Source organism: Mycobacterium sp. G7A2 (assembly GCF_041902445.1).
Lineage (GTDB): Bacteria > Actinomycetota > Actinomycetes > Mycobacteriales > Mycobacteriaceae > Mycobacterium.
The window spans coordinates 1,437,047-1,452,836 of sequence record NZ_CP169251.1 but is presented as its reverse complement, the minus strand read 5'-3'; the positions used below and the strand labels follow the sequence as shown (position 1 = coordinate 1,452,836).

General features: G+C 63.8%; 14 protein-coding genes and 2 pseudogenes. 8 read left to right on the top strand and 8 right to left on the bottom strand.

Annotated features, from left to right (window positions below; all coding sequences use genetic code 11):
- Positions 1-297 precede the first annotated feature (297 nt).
- Positions 298-474, top strand: a complete 177-nt coding sequence (locus ACEWX3_RS07080) for a hypothetical protein (protein WP_231750900.1) — start codon at positions 298-300, stop codon at positions 472-474.
- A 185-nt stretch (positions 475-659) separates the two neighbouring features.
- Here the strand turns inward: ACEWX3_RS07080 and ACEWX3_RS07075 are convergent, their stop codons facing one another.
- The 4 genes from ACEWX3_RS07075 to ACEWX3_RS07060 all read right to left on the bottom strand — a co-directional run bounded on the left by ACEWX3_RS07075 (position 660) and on the right by ACEWX3_RS07060 (position 3,952).
- The gene (locus ACEWX3_RS07075; RefSeq protein ID WP_231750901.1) at positions 660-1,178 is read right to left on the bottom strand and encodes a hypothetical protein; all 519 of its coding nucleotides are present in this window, start codon (positions 1,176-1,178) and stop codon (positions 660-662) included.
- Between the two features lie 2 nt (positions 1,179-1,180).
- Complete coding sequence (locus ACEWX3_RS07070) at positions 1,181-1,477, bottom strand: hypothetical protein (protein WP_082753906.1); 297 nt, start codon at positions 1,475-1,477, stop codon at positions 1,181-1,183.
- Between the two features lie 287 nt (positions 1,478-1,764).
- A complete protein-coding gene (locus ACEWX3_RS07065) occupies positions 1,765-2,637 on the bottom strand; it encodes a hypothetical protein (RefSeq protein WP_163678418.1) in 873 nt (290 codons plus the stop codon).
- A 166-nt stretch (positions 2,638-2,803) separates the two neighbouring features.
- Positions 2,804-3,952 (bottom strand): class I SAM-dependent methyltransferase, encoded by a 1,149-nt coding sequence (locus tag ACEWX3_RS07060; RefSeq protein WP_318264061.1) that lies wholly within the window; start codon positions 3,950-3,952, stop codon positions 2,804-2,806.
- 197 nt (positions 3,953-4,149) lie between these two features.
- On the opposite strand from ACEWX3_RS07060, the gene ACEWX3_RS07055 reads away from it, so the two are divergent.
- On the top strand, positions 4,150-4,680 hold the full coding sequence (locus ACEWX3_RS07055; RefSeq protein ID WP_173838375.1) for an MPT63 family protein: 531 nt from the start codon (positions 4,150-4,152) through the stop codon (positions 4,678-4,680).
- 206 nt (positions 4,681-4,886) lie between these two features.
- Here ACEWX3_RS07055 and ACEWX3_RS07050 read toward each other — a convergent pair whose 3' ends face one another.
- Positions 4,887-5,570 carry a thioredoxin domain-containing protein gene (locus ACEWX3_RS07050; protein WP_046361646.1) on the bottom strand — a complete coding sequence of 228 codons (684 nt, stop codon included), beginning with the start codon at positions 5,568-5,570 and terminating at the stop codon, positions 4,887-4,889.
- A 24-nt stretch (positions 5,571-5,594) separates the two neighbouring features.
- On the opposite strand from ACEWX3_RS07050, the gene ACEWX3_RS07045 reads away from it, so the two are divergent.
- From ACEWX3_RS07045 to ACEWX3_RS07035, 3 genes and pseudogenes are all read left to right on the top strand, one after another.
- Positions 5,595-5,978 carry a metalloregulator ArsR/SmtB family transcription factor gene (locus tag ACEWX3_RS07045; protein WP_046361678.1) on the top strand — a complete coding sequence of 128 codons (384 nt, stop codon included), beginning with the start codon at positions 5,595-5,597 and terminating at the stop codon, positions 5,976-5,978.
- A complete protein-coding gene (locus tag ACEWX3_RS07040; protein ID WP_046361647.1) occupies positions 5,971-8,106 on the top strand; it encodes a cation-translocating P-type ATPase in 2,136 nt (711 codons plus the stop codon). Before ACEWX3_RS07045 ends, ACEWX3_RS07040 begins: the two co-directional genes overlap by 8 nt.
- A 37-nt stretch (positions 8,107-8,143) precedes the next feature.
- Positions 8,144-8,470: pseudogene (locus ACEWX3_RS07035) on the top strand (DUF3703 domain-containing protein); the annotation flags it as partial.
- 1,019 nt (positions 8,471-9,489) lie between these two features.
- Here ACEWX3_RS07035 and istB read toward each other — a convergent pair.
- The 3 genes and pseudogenes from istB to ACEWX3_RS07020 all read right to left on the bottom strand — a co-directional run bounded on the left by istB (position 9,490) and on the right by ACEWX3_RS07020 (position 12,354).
- Positions 9,490-10,281 carry an IS21-like element helper ATPase IstB gene (istB, locus tag ACEWX3_RS07030; RefSeq protein ID WP_036368803.1) on the bottom strand — a complete coding sequence of 264 codons (792 nt, stop codon included), beginning with the start codon at positions 10,279-10,281 and terminating at the stop codon, positions 9,490-9,492.
- Positions 10,282-10,305: 24 nt separating this feature from the next.
- Positions 10,306-11,909, bottom strand: a pseudogene (gene istA, locus ACEWX3_RS07025) (IS21 family transposase).
- On the bottom strand, positions 11,887-12,354 hold the full coding sequence (locus ACEWX3_RS07020; RefSeq protein WP_051558306.1) for a MarR family winged helix-turn-helix transcriptional regulator: 468 nt from the start codon (positions 12,352-12,354) through the stop codon (positions 11,887-11,889). Before ACEWX3_RS07020 ends, istA begins: the two are co-directional and overlap by 23 nt.
- Before the next feature lie 70 nt (positions 12,355-12,424).
- On the opposite strand from ACEWX3_RS07020, the gene ACEWX3_RS07015 reads away from it, so the two are divergent.
- The 3 genes from ACEWX3_RS07015 (at position 12,425) to ACEWX3_RS07005 (ending at position 15,758) form a co-directional block, all read left to right on the top strand.
- Entirely contained in the window at positions 12,425-13,603 is a 1,179-nt protein-coding gene (locus tag ACEWX3_RS07015; RefSeq protein WP_024449040.1) for a macrolide family glycosyltransferase, read from the top strand.
- A gap of 142 nt (positions 13,604-13,745) precedes the next feature.
- Positions 13,746-14,639: an AAA family ATPase gene (locus ACEWX3_RS07010; RefSeq protein WP_374159013.1), complete on the top strand. Its 894-nt coding sequence runs from the start codon at positions 13,746-13,748 to the stop codon at positions 14,637-14,639.
- 234 nt (positions 14,640-14,873) lie between these two features.
- A complete protein-coding gene (locus tag ACEWX3_RS07005) occupies positions 14,874-15,758 on the top strand; it encodes a hypothetical protein (RefSeq protein WP_374159012.1) in 885 nt (294 codons plus the stop codon).
- Positions 15,759-15,790: the final 32 nt, after the last annotated feature.

The following is a 15,790-nucleotide window of genomic DNA, read 5'->3' as shown; positions in this document are numbered from 1 at the left end:
CCTGGATTCGGCATCAGACGGGTCTGGCACCGAAAGACGAGGCTGCGTATCACCGGTCTCCACTGCTGCCTCGGGCGGACGCTCAGGCGATTCGTCGGATCGCTTATCGGTCGACCGATCGTCATCGCCCGTACTAAACGGATCGCCATTCGGGGGTCCCTCCGGCAGAGGCGTAAATCCCTGGACGAATTGCACAGTTAAAGCGCGGATCTCATCGGCGGCCCCTACTGCGATTCCTCGCGCCCGCGCGGCAGCACTGGTAATGATGTTGATAGCCGTGGGACTTCTGCTCGGCACGTGTACCAGTTGTTGATGTGCCTCAGCATCAATCGTGTCAATCATCAGCTCAGCACTCATCTGGATCGCCGCAACACTCTGCATCAGATCAGCGGCAGCCTTATCCGCGTCAGCCTTATCGTCGGCCCGAACCTGAATACGCCTGTAGGCAGCGTGCATTGCTTCAAAACCATTTGACTGCGCCACACCGACAACCTGCAAGCCGTGCAAGGCGACCCGGTGAGCATCTACCGCAGCCGCAGTCGCCATCGCCAGACGACGTTGAGCAGCAGCCCGTCCTTCAGATTGCTCGCGGGTGACCGGCCATACATCGGGCGCCACGATGAAGCGTGAATAGCTACGAGCGGGTGGTGAAGCGGCCATTAGCCGACCCCCGTTGCTTCGCATGCACTTTCAGCGGCCCGCAGGGCACTCGAGTACTGATCAACCATGTCGTTGGAAACGGAGGCGGGTTCACGGCGCAAATCTGCGTCGACCACAGCCACGATCGAGCGCCGGACACCAGCGAGCGCATCAACAATTTCTCGTGGTACGCCTGGACCTAGCCGGGTGGCCATATAGTTCAACTCCGCACCCACCGCGCTGAAGTAGTAGCCCTGCACCCCCAGGCTTTGTGATGATTCCCAGTCATTGGCCCGGTCGACGCGATCGATGAAGGCGCCACGCGCAATCCCAACACCGCTCTTGAAGTTCCTCAGGCCAACACACGCCTCAATTGCTGCGTCGTGCTTTTCTGAGGGCTCCGCAGCAGACGTGGACGAGGTCGACGGCCTTATCGCGTGTTCAGTCTGCCCACGTGGGAAGATATTGAGACTCACAGCGAGTGACATGATGGCAACGACGGTGCTAACGACCGCGAGGTAGAACGCCAGCTTGCTCACAGTCACTCCACCACGGATTGAAGCTGTGTCGCGTTCAGTTCATCAACGACAACAAGGGAATTAACTGCTGCGGCCGCTGCAGTGCTCAACGCTTCAACACGCAGAAGAAGCCCCGCCGCGTGACCCTGCTGGGCAGCGACAGAAGTGAAGTCTGCGAGGCCGGCTGCGGCGTCGATGATGGACAGCCTGCCGCTAGCGATTGGACCGGCCGGTTCAACAGACGCGGCGTCTGAACCGGCCACGGCAGCTGCCGCAATTCCGCCCCATGCGGGCGCCGGCTGCAGATCTAGACGCTCCATGACTCATAAAGTACCGCTTCGCACAGACAGTTCACCACAGCTGAGCACACATTTGTTCAGCGGATAATCCCAGTTCAGTAGGCTGATCTGCAATTTCACGCAAACAGGGCACTGGCAGCCGCGTCATGTCCAAAACGTTTGATTCCAACCGAACTCTCATATGTCAGGATCAGTCACGCTGGGATTGACGCCGCCGCCTGTTTGCATGGCCAGCCATGCCTCATCAAGTGAAGGCGGAACACGACATGCTTCGCATCTGACGGGGTAGCGCCGAGCCAGGGTATGCGTTAACCCCTATTTGGATAGACCACTTTGGCGAGTTCTCGGGCGGCCTCAAATGTGCTGCGGTCCAACTCTTTACGCCGTGCCCGCTCAGCCACACTCGACAATAGTATCTTCATGGCATCCGCGTTTTGGAGCGCGAATTCTACCGCGTCGCATGCGGAACGAATTACCGGAGCGGTGGCGCCGTGTTGCTGTGTACTCGATGCACTTCGGACGGCAGCACGAGGAACCTCGACGATGCGAATCGGTTCTCCGTGCCGCTGTGCTGCTGTACGCGCCGCCGAGGCGTCTCTGCGGCACGTGTCAGAGCAATAGCGACGCGGACGCCCTCGCCGGGAAGTGACTTCGGGATCCAGCATGACCGCATCGCAACGGACGCACCGATTCGGATCGGATGTCGGGTAGTTGTCCGCTGCGATCGGTTGATGATGGTCAACGCCAATTGCGCTATGGCTCACCAAACTTGCGCCGTTTGCGCTTAGAGCCGCGGCGTTTCGAGACTCCGTTGCACGCTGCGCGCCGCCCTCGTCAGCACGCGCTCTGCGAAGGACATTTTGGAGGTCGCGAACCTCGACCTCCGCAAGAGTAGCGATCGACGCGATCGTCTGACCGCGGTCCCTCATCCGCCCGGTAACCGTTTGCAGGTTGACGAAGTGACTCACACGCTTGCGGGCTGCGTCCATGCGCACGTTTTCATTCACTTGATCGAGGCGCACACTCTCCCAAGCGTCAACGGCGCGCAGCCGCTGGAGCAGCACACGAACCGAGGCGGCATCGTCTACGTTGGCACGTTCAAGGTTCGCGCGTTTCTCGTTCGCCCTGCGCTGCGCTTCCACCGCACGCTTGCGCGCCCGCAACTTCTCACTTCCGCTCATAGACGCAAACGTAGGACGGGCCGCGCGCTATCGTCCACCACCACAGCCACATTCGCGAGCAACTAGGGCTGGCTGCTCGGAATCTCCGAACTGCCTACGATGCCACCGCGCCGTCTACGCAGGGAGAGTCGGTTAATACACCAGTCAGCGGCAAGCCGATTAACCGTCAGTCGTCGACGGTTGTTTCGCCCTCACGGCGGCTTATGTAGTTGCCGCGCGCCGCGCGCCTCTCTGCGTCGGCGACGTCAGCGTTGAACGTGGCGGCGAACTCTGTGTACTTGACGTCGAGCAGGCGCTCGTCAGGCGGCGCGGGTTGCACGGCGGCTGGAATTGTGAGGGCGTAGTAGGCGTAGCGGCTGTCGAGACGGTTTTCCGGCACCAAGGTGATTAGCCGTGGGGTGAGGCCGCACTCTGCCGCCAGGTTCCAAAACTCTTCGATGGTGAAGGTGGTGGTCGATGCGAGGTTTCGGTCGTAGGCTGTCCCGGCGAAGCCGCGGGTCCGACGATCGCTGGTGTGGTACTTGATTTGGACCAGCGCCGTGCCTCCGGGGGCCAACACGGTGCGGGCGATTTTAAGGATGGCCCGTACCGCGTTCGCGCCCGTCGTTAGCTCGATCACGTATAGACACAGGAAGACATCGCAGCTGCCCGCCAATCCGACGGTGGCTTGTTCGGGGCAGGCGAGGTCGATGCGCCGTGTCTCGACGGGTGTCGTGCAAGTTGCGCGGACTTGTCGGACGCATTCGTCGAGGTTTTCTTCGGAGATGTCGGCGGCGATGAAGCGCTGCGCATGGGGGGCGAAAGCCACGGCGTTGGCCCCGCCGCCGGCGCCCCACTCCATCACCGTGTTCGGGCTGGGCGAATTAAGGGCTCGGGCGAAGGTCTCATAGATCTTCCAATGGTCGTCACCAACCTCCAGCCAGGCTTGATCGCCGATTCCGTTGCGCCAGTGCGAGTTCGCTTCCCAGGCCGATCCTGTGGGCGCCGACCAGTAGCGGGCGGCTTGCCCGGCGATCCGGTTCCGGAATCGCCGACTTCCCGCTGCTGCCAGCGCTGCTGCCAGGATTCGCTCCCCTCGCACTGCCACGTCAATACCTCCGGTCAAAAACTTGTTTCCGGTTGCGCTGACAGTAACCGGCCTTACGTTGAAATGGCCGCCTTCGACGCCGGACCGACCCGGCCCGACGCGACGCCGCCCACTAACGACGCCAGTGATGAGCTGGGTGTCGGCGGCGAAGCATTTGCTGATTACAGATAGCGAAGGTGCTCCTGATTTCGGGCGCGGCGGGAAGAGTTGCAGACGGTTGACCGGCAAGTGGCGATGGTGCTTGACCGCGTGGCGACCTCTTCCGATTCAGCGGCGGGTGTCAACCGTCGCCATAGGAGCCCAGGGCAAGGCCATGTCGATCGGCTTCTGACATCATCTACTATCTCGGTACGTAGGTTGTAGACGCGAGGCGATTACTTTGCCGGGCCCCACGGTAGGGAGTAGATGTGCTCAAGTTCTGTTTGATGGCGGTATTGGCTGTGATGGCGCCGATGGCGGGACTGGGCTCGGCTGGGGCGGCGTCGGCGGCGGAGCACTGTTTGCACCGCTTTGGAGCGCATCAGCAGGTAGCGGACGGTGGTGGCATTCAGAGTTGGTCGGTCGCGGATCTGAAGAAAAGCGGTGATGTGCCTGACTTCCCGGTGGCCGGCCAGCTGTGGGAAGCGACCGCGACGGTGACGGCGATCTTGGGCACTTCGACACCGGTAATCCCCAACTTCGCCGCAACCTCTGTAGGCGCCCGCTACCCAGCGCTGTGGCAGATGGCCAGCCCGCGGGGAATTTCCCCGGCCACCTTGACTCAAGGGCAGACGGCCACCGGCAAGATCTACTTTGACGTCACCAGCGAGAACCCCATGGCGGTCACGTACACCGCCGGTGGCGCCAGGCCACTGATGTGGTGCTGCGGCGAGACGATGATGGCGATGCCGATGGACGCATGCCCTTGCTGCGCCAACATGAAGGAACCGTGCCCCTGCTGTGCGGGAAAGATGTAGGGACGAGCAGCCATTGTCTGGCGGCCGACCCGTGTGGCGGGCGGGCCAGACGGTGAAACCATGGGTCACGCGCTGCAGGTCTGCCAGGTTGCGATGAAAGCGAGCCAGGGATCTGATAAACCAGGCCGAATATTCTTAAGGGTCTTCTTTCCACGCCCTTGCCACGTGAGGCAACCGATGCCGTTCAGTAGATTCGAGACAGACGTCTATCCGCGCACCAAAGCCTGGTCAAGCGCTGTGGAGAGGTCTTCATAACTGCGCGGCTGGATGCGTTCGCCGTTGAGGAAGAAGGTCGGGGTTCCTTGCACGCCTAATGCGGTGCCGTCGGCGATGTCGAGCTGGATGCGTTCCAGGGTGGCCGGGTCGTTGTAAGTGTCGTCGAATGCGCTCATGTCCAGGCCGAGTTGCTGGGCGAAGCCGCGGAATACGTCGTCGGCGGGAGTCTGCTGCTCGCCCCATTCTGCTTGTGTCTCATACATTTTCCGGTACATGGGTTCGAGTTGGCCTTGTTGGGCGGCGGCCTCGACTGCGCGTGCGGCGCGCTCGGCGTTGAAGTGCGAGCGCAGCGGGAAGTAGCGCAGCACGAAGTTCACCCGGTCGCCGTATTCGGCGCGCAGCTGCTCAATGGCGGGATACACCGCGCGACAGCCCTCGCACTCGAAATCGAGGAATTCCACGAAGTAGACGTCGCTGTCGGGTACCGAGTTGAGCCGGTGACTGTTGTCCCGGACCGTCTGTCCGGCTGCCCCGTCGAGTTCGATCGGAGGTGCCGAGTCGGTGCCTCGGACCGAGAGGAACACCGCGGTCCCGATCGTTGCTAACGCGATAACGAAGACGGTCAGCAGAACGCGGGTGTTGGTCAGGATCGCTCCGAGACCTTTCATGTTCATATCGACGTACTTTAGTATATGGATATGAGTGAACCGGTGGATACCTGCGATCTGCTCTGCTTGGACCTGCCCCACGCGGAGTCCATTCGCGCCACGGTGCCCGATAGCGCCACCGTCCAGGCCGCCGCCGCGGCGGCGCGCGGCCTCAGCGATGCGACCCGGTTGTCCATTGCGGCCGCCCTGGCGGCCGGCGACGAATTGTGCGTGTGCGATATGGCCTGGGTGGTCGGATTGCCGCAGGGCTTGGTGTCCCACCATCTGCGCCAGCTCAAGAACGCGGCGCTGGTGTCGTCGCGCCGTCAGGGCAAGTTGGTCATGTATCAGCTGACCGAGCGCGGACGCGAGTTAACCGCAGCTGTTTTGCCGAGCGTGGCCGCAACTAGCGCTAAGGAAGCCAATCGTGTCTGATGCGTGCTGCGGGCCACGCAACGACGTCGAACCCGACGCGGGTCCCGAAAGGCTTTGGCAAATACGGGAATTGCAGTTCGCGGCGCTGGCCGCGGTGCTGCTCGCTGTGAGCTGGATTGCCGGGCGGGTCGGCTACGAGGGCATCGCACACGCCGTCGAGCTGGCTGCGGTCGCTGCCGGCGCGATCACGTTCGTGCCCGATGCGGTGCGCGGCCTGCGGCATGGCCGTATCGGGGTCGGCACGTTGATGACGATCGCCGCGATCGGCGCAGTCGCGTTGGGTCAGTTCGCCGAGGCCGCCTTGCTGGGCATCCTGTTCTCGATCGCCGAGGGCTTGGAGCACTACGCCGTCAGCCGGACCCGTCGCGGGCTGCGCTCCCTGTTGTCGCTGGTGCCGCCGAAGGCCTCGGTGCTGCGGGACGGCATCGAGACGACCGTTGCCCCCCAGGATCTCGTGATCGGTGACGTCATGGTGATCCGTCCCGGTGAACGGGCTGCCACCGATGGCACCATCCGAGCCGGTCAGACGAGCCTGGACCTGTCGGCGATCACCGGCGAATCGGTGCCCGTGGAAGCCGGGCCCGGCAGCGACGTGTTCGCCGGTGCCATCAACGGTGGCGGAGCGATCGAGGTCGAGGTCACCGCCCCGGCCGCCGACAGTTCCCTGGCGCGGATCGTGCACATCGTCGAGCAAGCCCAGGAACGCAAGGGCGCCGGGCAACGAATGGCGGATCGGATCGCCCGTCCGCTGGTGCCGGCGATCATGGCGTTGGCCGCGGTGATCGCCGCGGTGGGCGCGGTGTTGGGTGATCCGATGCTGTGGCTGGAACGGGCACTGGTGGTGCTCGTGGCCGCCTCACCGTGCGCACTGGCGATCGCGGTCCCGTTGACCGTGGTCGCGGCCATCGGGGCCGCCAGCCGCCACGGCGCCCTGATCAAGGGTGGCGCGGCGGTGGAAGAACTTGGCCGCATCACCGTCGTCGCCCTGGACAAGACCGGCACGCTCACCCGCAATCAGCCCCGCGTCGTCGAGGTGATCACCACCGATGACCTCAGCGACGCCGACGCCCTGCGGTGGGCAGCGGCCCTGGAGATGCGCAGCGAACACCCACTGGCCCAAGCGATCCTGACCGCCGCCGGCGACTCGCCGGCCGCCAGCGATGTGACCGCACTGGCTGGCCACGGTCTGCACGGTGACCTCGACGGCCACCGGTTGCGGCTGGGGAAACCCTCCTGGGTCGCCCCCGGACCACTCGCCGCTGACGTGGAGCGGTTGCAGGCCGCCGGCGCCACCGTGGTGGTGCTCGCCCGCGATGAACAGCCGGTCGCTGCCATCGCCGTGCGCGATGAACTTCGCCCCGAAGCCGCCGAAGCCGTCCGTCTGTTGAAGCGAATGGGCATCACGGTGGCCATGCTCACCGGCGACAACACCCGCACCGCGGACACGGTGGCCGCCGACGCCGGCATCACCACCGTGCACTCCGAGCTGCTACCCGAAGACAAGGCAGCCCTGCTGCCGACCCTCTCCACGGGCCGACCCATCGCCATGGTCGGCGACGGCATCAACGACGCCCCCGCGCTGGCCACCGCCGACATCGGCATCGCCATGGGCGCCATGGGCACCGACGTCGCCATCGAAACCGCCGACGTCGCCCTGATGGGCGAGGACCTTCGGCACCTACCCCAGGTGCTGGCCCACTCGCGCCACGCCCGCCGGATCATGGTGCAGAACATCGCGTTCTCGCTGGCCATCGTCGCCGTCCTGATACCGCTGGCCGCCTTCGGCGTCCTGGGCCTGGCCACCGTGGTCCTGATCCACGAAACCACCGAAATATTCGTCATCCTCAACGCCATCCGCTCCGCCCGCATCACCGCCCTTCCCGGCGTCACAGCGACAACCTTGCGAACCACAACCCACACCCTCGACATCGGCCCAGCACCCGTCCTCGACGACCCCTGCTGCAGCCCTCTACAGTCCGCGCAGACCCCCGCCACCAGCATCAGCCTTTCCCTGATCACCCCAGCCCCGGCACAGGATGAGCACGGGTGCGACTGCTGCGCCCCCACCGCATCTCCACCGGCCGTCAACGGCACGACCGCACCCACCAAGCGGACCAGCCGCCGATAGCCCCACCAAGCTCATCCCCACGACAGGAGCCAACTCAATGCCACGAATCAGTGAGCAGGCCCGCAAGGTCTACCGAGCGGAAATGACCGCCGCGAAACACGCCGCAGACCCCGCGACCCGGTGGCGACACTTAGAGCGGGCACACATCGCCTCCCAACCAAGTCCCTGGTTGCACACCTGCAACCACGCCGCCATGCTGGCGCTCGCACTTCGCCAACACGACCGCCGCGAAGCCATCGGCCAAGTCCTGCGCCTCATCGTCGCCGCCCCCGGCTCGATGACCGGCCGCTACCCGGTCGGCAACACCGGCCGCGTCAACGCGGGCCTCATGACACCCATGCCCATCCCAGACGACCTCGCCGCCGCCATCAAGCAACGGGTGAAGCCGAGACCCGTTCGAGACGACAGGGGTCTAATCTTCGTCTCGATGAATCAAGACAGGAACTGATTGGTCTCAAATTTTCAGAAACGAGACAGTCAACTAGTGACGTTCTTGCTCGGCGTCGTAGTAGTCGCGCGAAGCGGCCTCTCGATCGGAAGTGGCCGCTCTGCGATGACGTTGAGCTTTGGCCTTGTGCGCAGTGACGTCTCCGACGCCTGCTGACGGTGCTTGGTCGTGAACCTCGGCTGCCCGCTGATGTGCGTCGCCGGCGTGTTCGTGGAGATGGGCTGCGGACAGGTGGGCGTTTCGGCCCGCTGTTTCGCTTCCTCGGCGCGCTGTGTCGCGTGGTCGACGTCCTCAGAAGTGACCGAGTGTCCAGCTCCAAGATCGGCTCGCCGGTGGGCACGGCATCAACGCCAAGTGCGGCAGAAGAAACTCCATGCACTTTCGTCGATGTCGGCGGTCATCAGCGTCTTTGTCGACGTGAACCACGACGAAACCGGTGACCGGAAGGCCTGTCACGGCCGCGACCAGCTCGACACCTCAGCGCTGCTGCCGTGCCAACGCAGCTTCGCCTCACCGACACGCAGAGCGTCGCGGGGCCTGCTGTCCGGAACTAGACCAACGCCGACGAGCGTGACCGCCCGGCGCACCAATACGCCTCTGAGACACACCCGGGTAGCTGGCGACAAGCCACCCGTGCGATCAGTGGCCGCAGGGCGGTCGAAGAACACTACGGCAGAACTCGGACAACTATCTGAGCGCTGTTGGCGCTGCTAGCGGGCACGACACAGTACGGCGCCGAACCCGCGGTGGTGAACGCATCTGCAATGATCGAGCGAGCGCATTGCGCAAGGAGGGGCCACATGGCGAGGTCTGACCTAGTGATTGATCTGGTCGAGGCGCAGCTGGCGTTGGTCGTGGATGAGGGCGTCGTTTGTTCGTGAATGTTGACGTCAGGTTCGGCGGGTTCGGGTGTGGTGTGTTCGCGAATGTTGACGTCACTTGTCGGTGTTGTCGCGGCTGCGGAGTGTGTGGGCGAGGCGGTAGGAGTCGGTGCCGGTTTCGATAATGTTGCCGCCGAAGGTGAGCCTGTCGACGATGGCTGCGCAGAGTCGTGGGTCGGTGAAGGTCTTGGTCCATCCGCTGAAGGCTTCGTTGCTGGCGATGCCCACGGATGCTTTTTCTTCGCGTTCGGTGAGAACTTGGAAGAGCAGTTCGGCGCCGCGCTTGTCGAGGGCCATGTAGCCGAGTTCGTCGATGCACAGTAGGTCCACGCGGCCGTAGCGGGCGATCGTTTTGGTGAGCGTCATTTCGTCGGCGGCTTCGACGAGTTCGTTGACCAGTTTGGCGGCGAGGGTGTACTTCACCCGGAATCCTGCCATGGCCGCTTCGGTTCCTAGGGCGATGAGTAGGTGGCTCTTGCCGGTGCCGCTGTCGCCGATGAGGCAGAGGGGTTGGCCTTTGCGTACCCAGTCTGCGGTGGCCAGGGTGTTGATGACGGCGGGGTCGACGTTCGGGTTTGCGGTGTAGTCGAAAGTGCGAAGGGACTTTTCGCGTGGGAAGGCCGCGGCGCGGATGCGGCGTTCGGAGCGTCGGCGGGCACGGTCGTCACATTCGGCCAGGAGTAGTTCGGCGAGGAAGGCGCGGTAGGACTGCTGTTGGCGGGCGGCGGTGTCAGCGGTTTCGGGGAAGTGGGTTCGGATGGTGGGGAGGCGGAGCATGCGGCAGGCTTGGTCAATCGCGGCATCGGCGGCTTGTTCGGTGAGTCCGCGACGGGTGGGAGCGTTCATCGGCGGGGTCCTTTCGGTTGGCGTCTACTGTGTGCTCCGTCGGAGAAGCTGGTCATAGGCGGTGACTGAGGGCGGGGGCCGCGTGTCGATCGGCAGGTGGGTTAAGCGGCGCTGTGTCAGTGACGACACGGCTGGCATGTCGGTCGGCGGCGGGTCGGCGGTGGTGATGTCGCTGCCAGTCTCAGCGGCTTTGCGGGCTTCAAGGGCAACAGCGTCAGCGGTTAACGCTCCGGCTTGCAGGGCGGCGTTGATGCCGGCAATGACGTGGCGGTGGTCGGTATGTCGGTGCAGGAGAAGGACTTCGATGAGCGCGCGGGTGCCGGCGGTGTCGCCATGGGCTTTGCAGGCTGCAGCCCACCACGCGTCGTGGGCTGCGGTGAAGGTACCTGCTCGGCGGGCCTGCTCTAGTGCTGTCGCTCCGGGCAGGGCGCCGGGCTTGCGGACGAATGCTTCCAGGTAGTGGTCGAGGTCGAGGCGGGAGCCGCCTTTGGTGAGCAATCGCTCTGGCTGGCGACGAGTGTTCTGCCGTCGTAGACGGTGAGGTCTGATGCGTTGAGGAGTACTCGGGTTTGGCGGCCGATGAGCCGTGAGGGTACGGAGTATCGGTTGGTGCGGACGGTGATCTGGGAGTAGCGGTCCACGCGCGGTGTCACCCAGAGTCCTGTCTCGAACGTTTCTACGGGTAGCGGTTTGAGGAGTTGACGCTCGGCGTTGAAGGACTCGGCCACGGTGTGGGCGCGGTGGCCGATGCGCCGCAGATCGTCGGCCTGGTCGTAGCCGTCGATGAGTTCGTTGAGTTCGTGCAGTGACTCGACTTCCGGTACCGGCACGAGGTGATTGCGGCGGAACCGCCCGATGTCGCCTTCCACACCGCCCTTCTCGTGAGCGCCGGTGATACCTGGCTGGCAGTAGAAGGCGTCGATGTCGAAGTGCGAGCGAAACGCCACCCAGCGGTCTGTTTCGACGCGCTGGCGAGAGAAGCCGATTACCTGTGCCACAGCGGCTTTGAGATTGTCGTAGCGGATCTTACCGGCAGGCACTCCTCCGAGAACCTGGAACGCGTGCGCGTGGCCCTCGAAAAACGCCTCCTGACCTCCGGTTGCAGAGGCACGATGAACCGCTTTGCCCGAGTAGGACATCCGTAGGGAGAACAGGTGGCAGGTGGTGAGTTGACCACGTAACCGCACGCCGATCTCACCAAAGTCGACTTCGGCTTCGCGGCCGGGCAAATGGGTTTGCGGAACGAATACCCCGGGTGCGCCACGGCCGCATTCGATGCTGATCTCCGGTCGCCGTCTGGCCACGTATGCCCGCACTACGGGGTAGGACACGTCATCCATACCGAACTCAGTGCGCAGGCGGTCGACGATGCGGGTCACGGTGTGGCGTTGCTTGCGCGGCGCGTCGAGATCGGAACGCAGGATGTCGTCAATCGCAGGTTTGAACCCGTCGAGTTTGGAGGCTCTGGTGGGATAAGCAGCTCGCTGTTGGGGCCAGGCCGATGCGAGGGCGGATTGCACAGTGCGCCATCCGACGCCGTGTTTGCGTTGGATCTCTCGACCGGACAGGCCAGCGCGGGCATCGCGGCGTATCGCCGCGTGCAGCTCAACTCGTGAGTTCCGAGTCATCAGCGCCGGTGAACTCGGCCATCGCGTCGATCACTGCGGCCAGGTATGTGCTGATCTGCTGCTGACCAGCCACGTCGTGCCGGTCGCCGATCGAGTTGAGCGCCTCGACGAGTGGGCCGATGGCGGTTTGGGCACGCATGGCGGCCGTGTCGGTGACCTCAAGGATGACTCGGCGTCGATCGTGAGGGTCGCGATGACGCCGAACATAACCGGCACGTTCGAGTCGGTCAGCCAGCACCGTGGCCGAGGCCGACGACATTCCCAAACGCCGGCCCAGCTCGGCCGGTCCCGCGGGCGGTAGTCCCACGAGATGTTGCAACGCCGCCAAGTCGTTGAGGGGCAATCCGAGTTCACGGGCCATCAGTTGATTGATCGGCCCGGCGAGCCGGACGACGAGGGCAACCATGCTGGCCAGATCGATGCGGGTGGCGGTGGCGACAGGCATCGCGCGATCCTTCACTCTGTAAGGTGACTAGACATATCTAGCTAAATCTAGCGGAAACGGCGGCCATCTGATGCATATTCTCTTCACGACGCCACCGGCGCCGGGCCACGTCTATCCGACGTTGCCCCTAGTCGAGGAACTCGTCGACCGCGACCACCGTGTCACCTACATCAGCGCCGCATCGCTGGAAGCGGAGATCGTGCGAGCTGGTGCATTGTTCATCGATCTTGGATGGGAACCCGACACCACCACACTGGCCGCATCAGGATTTAGCGTTGACACTCTCAGCGCTGACCTGCGCGGGTTCCTGGCCGCCGCGCGCACGCTCACTCCCGGCCTGCTCAACGCGCTGGCCAACGATCCCCCCGACGTCGTATGCATCGACAATGTTCCGCTCGGCGGGTTCCTTGTCGAGCAGTTCGCGGCGTCAACGGTCTCTTTGATCGCGAACCTGGCCACCAACGAGGCGTTCCCACCCTCCGAACTGATCGACGGATTCACCCCGCATCACCCCGGTATGCAGCACTACTTCACCGAACTGGCCGACTGGTTCAGCACCCACGGTCTAGCCGTTCCCTTCGGCCCGAGCCGCGATAACGAGCCGGGACCGCCGTCGCTGGTGTTCATACCGCGGGAGTTTCAGATCGCCGGCAACAGCTTCGCCGAAAACGTCCACTTCATCGGCCCCTCGATGCCCAAGCGCGCCCGCCGCACCGCTTCCTGGGCGCCACCACACGATGACGCCCAGGTGCTGTTGGTCTCGTTGGGCACCGCCTTCAACAATCGACCCGAATTCTTCGCCTCCTGCGCAGAGGTATTCGCGGACAGCAGATTTCACGTCGTTCTCAGTCTTGGCACCCATATCGACCCCGCAGACATCGGAACGCTGCCACACAACATCGAGGCCCACCAAACGGTGCCCCAACTCGACGTGCTGCGCCACGCAACCGCATTCATCACCCACGCGGGAATGGGATCAACGATGGAAGCTCTGTACTACGAGGTGCCCACCATCGCCGTACCTCAGGTCCGCGAGCAATCAGTCAACGCCGCCCGCCTCGAATCACTCGGACTCGGAGTTCAACTCCCATCACCCACACCCGGCGACCTCCGCACCCTGACAGAAAAAGTAGCTGCAGACACGGTCATCCGGAGCGGCCTGGCGGAAATGAAAGAAGCGATCAACCGCGCCGGCGGTACAACCGCTGGAACCGGCATCATCGAAGCCGCCCGGCACCAACCGCCGTGACCCCGCGTGACGACCCAGTGACTCCAACATTCACGAACAACCAATCGGTCGCACAGAACGCGACGTCAACGTTCGCGAACAAACGACGTCGAGAAGTCCGCACAAAACCACGCAGCAGCGTGGCGACGTCGCCCGCTTTCGCATGCTGGTGGAGGCGATCATCGCCGAGGAGCGCAACAATCAGCACCATCTTGTGGCTGATCGTCTGTCCGAATTGATCACCACTGCCGGTGCTCGCAGCCTGCTCGCCCGTGATGACACCGCCCGCCAGGTCGCTGATCTGGTCACCGAAATTGTGCCTAAGCGGCGATTGTCAGAGGTGCATTTGGCGCCTGCCGTCACGGCGGCGGTGACCGAGATCATCGAGGAGCATCACCGTAGCGAGCTTCTCCGCAGCCACGGCCTGGAACCGCGTAACCGCATCCTTTTGGAAGGTCCGCCTGGTAACGGTAAAACCTCGCTTGCTGAAGCGTTGGCAGCGGAGTTGATGGTGCCGTTCTACGCCGTGCGTTACGAGGGAGTTGTATCTAGCTTTCTTGGAGAGACAACGAGTCGAATCGATCACGTTTTCGAGTTCGCAAGGACTCGGCGCTGCGTGCTCTTTTTCGACGAGTTCGACACCATCGCCAAGGAGCGCTCCGACGCGCACGAAACCGGCGAAATCAAGCGCGTCGTTTCGACGTTGCTACTACAGATCGATCGCTTGCCCTCCCATGTGGTCGCCGTCTGCGCGACCAATCATGGCGAACTGCTCGACCGCGCGGCATGGCGCCGCTTTCAGGTGCGGTTAATACTGCCTCCCCCGTCGCGCGTACAGGCCACGGCTTTTCTCGAGCAGCTGCGTATGCAGCTCGGCGGGAACCTCGGTATGGCGCCGCGCACCCTCGCCGACAAGCTCGCCGGCGCCAGCTACGCCGACATTGAGGAGTTCGCGCTGGATGTCATACGGCGCTATGTGTTGTCGCTACCCGATGGCCGTGTCGAGGATGTGGTGCGCGAACGGCTCAAGCAGCGCAACGCCATGAGGGAGATGTGACCTCTGTCCTCCGGCGCCCCGCACGGTGACGCGCGCTGTCCCGTCGACACTCTGAGCCGTTTCCGGACGCGAACAGCGACGTGCGCTACTGCCGCATCGGCGAGGTCTCAAGAGGAGCCGGTGTTGGTTATCGCCAAACGGCGGTGGTTGAGACTCGCAGACGAAGGGTCGCATCGAGCCATCTACGTAGGACGGCAGTAGTTGATGACGAATGAATCTCGGTCGTATTGAGATGTGGCCTCATGCAGCCAGTGTCGGGGGTGGCGCTGTCATCCTGGTTCGGTGGCGCCTAGGACAGCGAAGAAGACCGACAGCCGGTTAGCGGCTCGGCTTGCCGCGCTCGCCTCACTAGGTGCTTCTGTCATCCATTTCGCCGTCGTTCCCGCCCACTGGCAGGAATGGATGCCAGCGGGCCTGTTTTTCGCTGCCATCGCGCTGTTCCAACTGTTGTGGGCGCGGCTAGTACTCACCCGTACCACCACCCCGGTGCTAGCTCTTGGCATCTTGGTCAACCTTGCCGTTATTGCGCTTTGGTCCGTGTCGAGAACCGCGGGAGCGCCGCTCGGGCCCCACGCCGGTCAAGCCGAACTGATCCAAGCCGCGGACCTATGCGCGTTGCTGCTTCAGATCTATGTCGTCATGGGCGCTGGCTGGGTCTGGCACCGCGGCCTTCAAGGAGAACCGGTGCCCGCCTTCGGCAGTGCCATGGTGCTCCTGGGCGCGATTGGGATCGTCACGTTGGCGTCCACAGTGGGCGCTGCCTCTGGTCTACGGCACGGCCACCACGCCCCAGCCGGCGCTGAAGCAGGGGCTCATCACCACGGACCTGGTGCAGAGCAGACTGACGACCATCACAGCCATCCTGAACCATCCCCTGCAGCGCCCGCTGGGGAGCCCGCCTCCGATGATCACGGAACCGGTGCAGAACACGTCGACGACCATCACAATTACGATCCGGAGCCGACGTCTTCCCCGCCTGCCGTGCGCCCAGTCGAAGCTCCTGCACCAGGCGCTGGCTCTGGCGGCGCGCCTGAGCAGGCTACGCCCGTGCCCATCAGCGAGCCGCTTCCAGCGGCGACGCCGCTAGACGACCACCAAGACCACGACCATGTGCATTGACCTACGTCTGTATGGCCAATCCACGGCCTGAC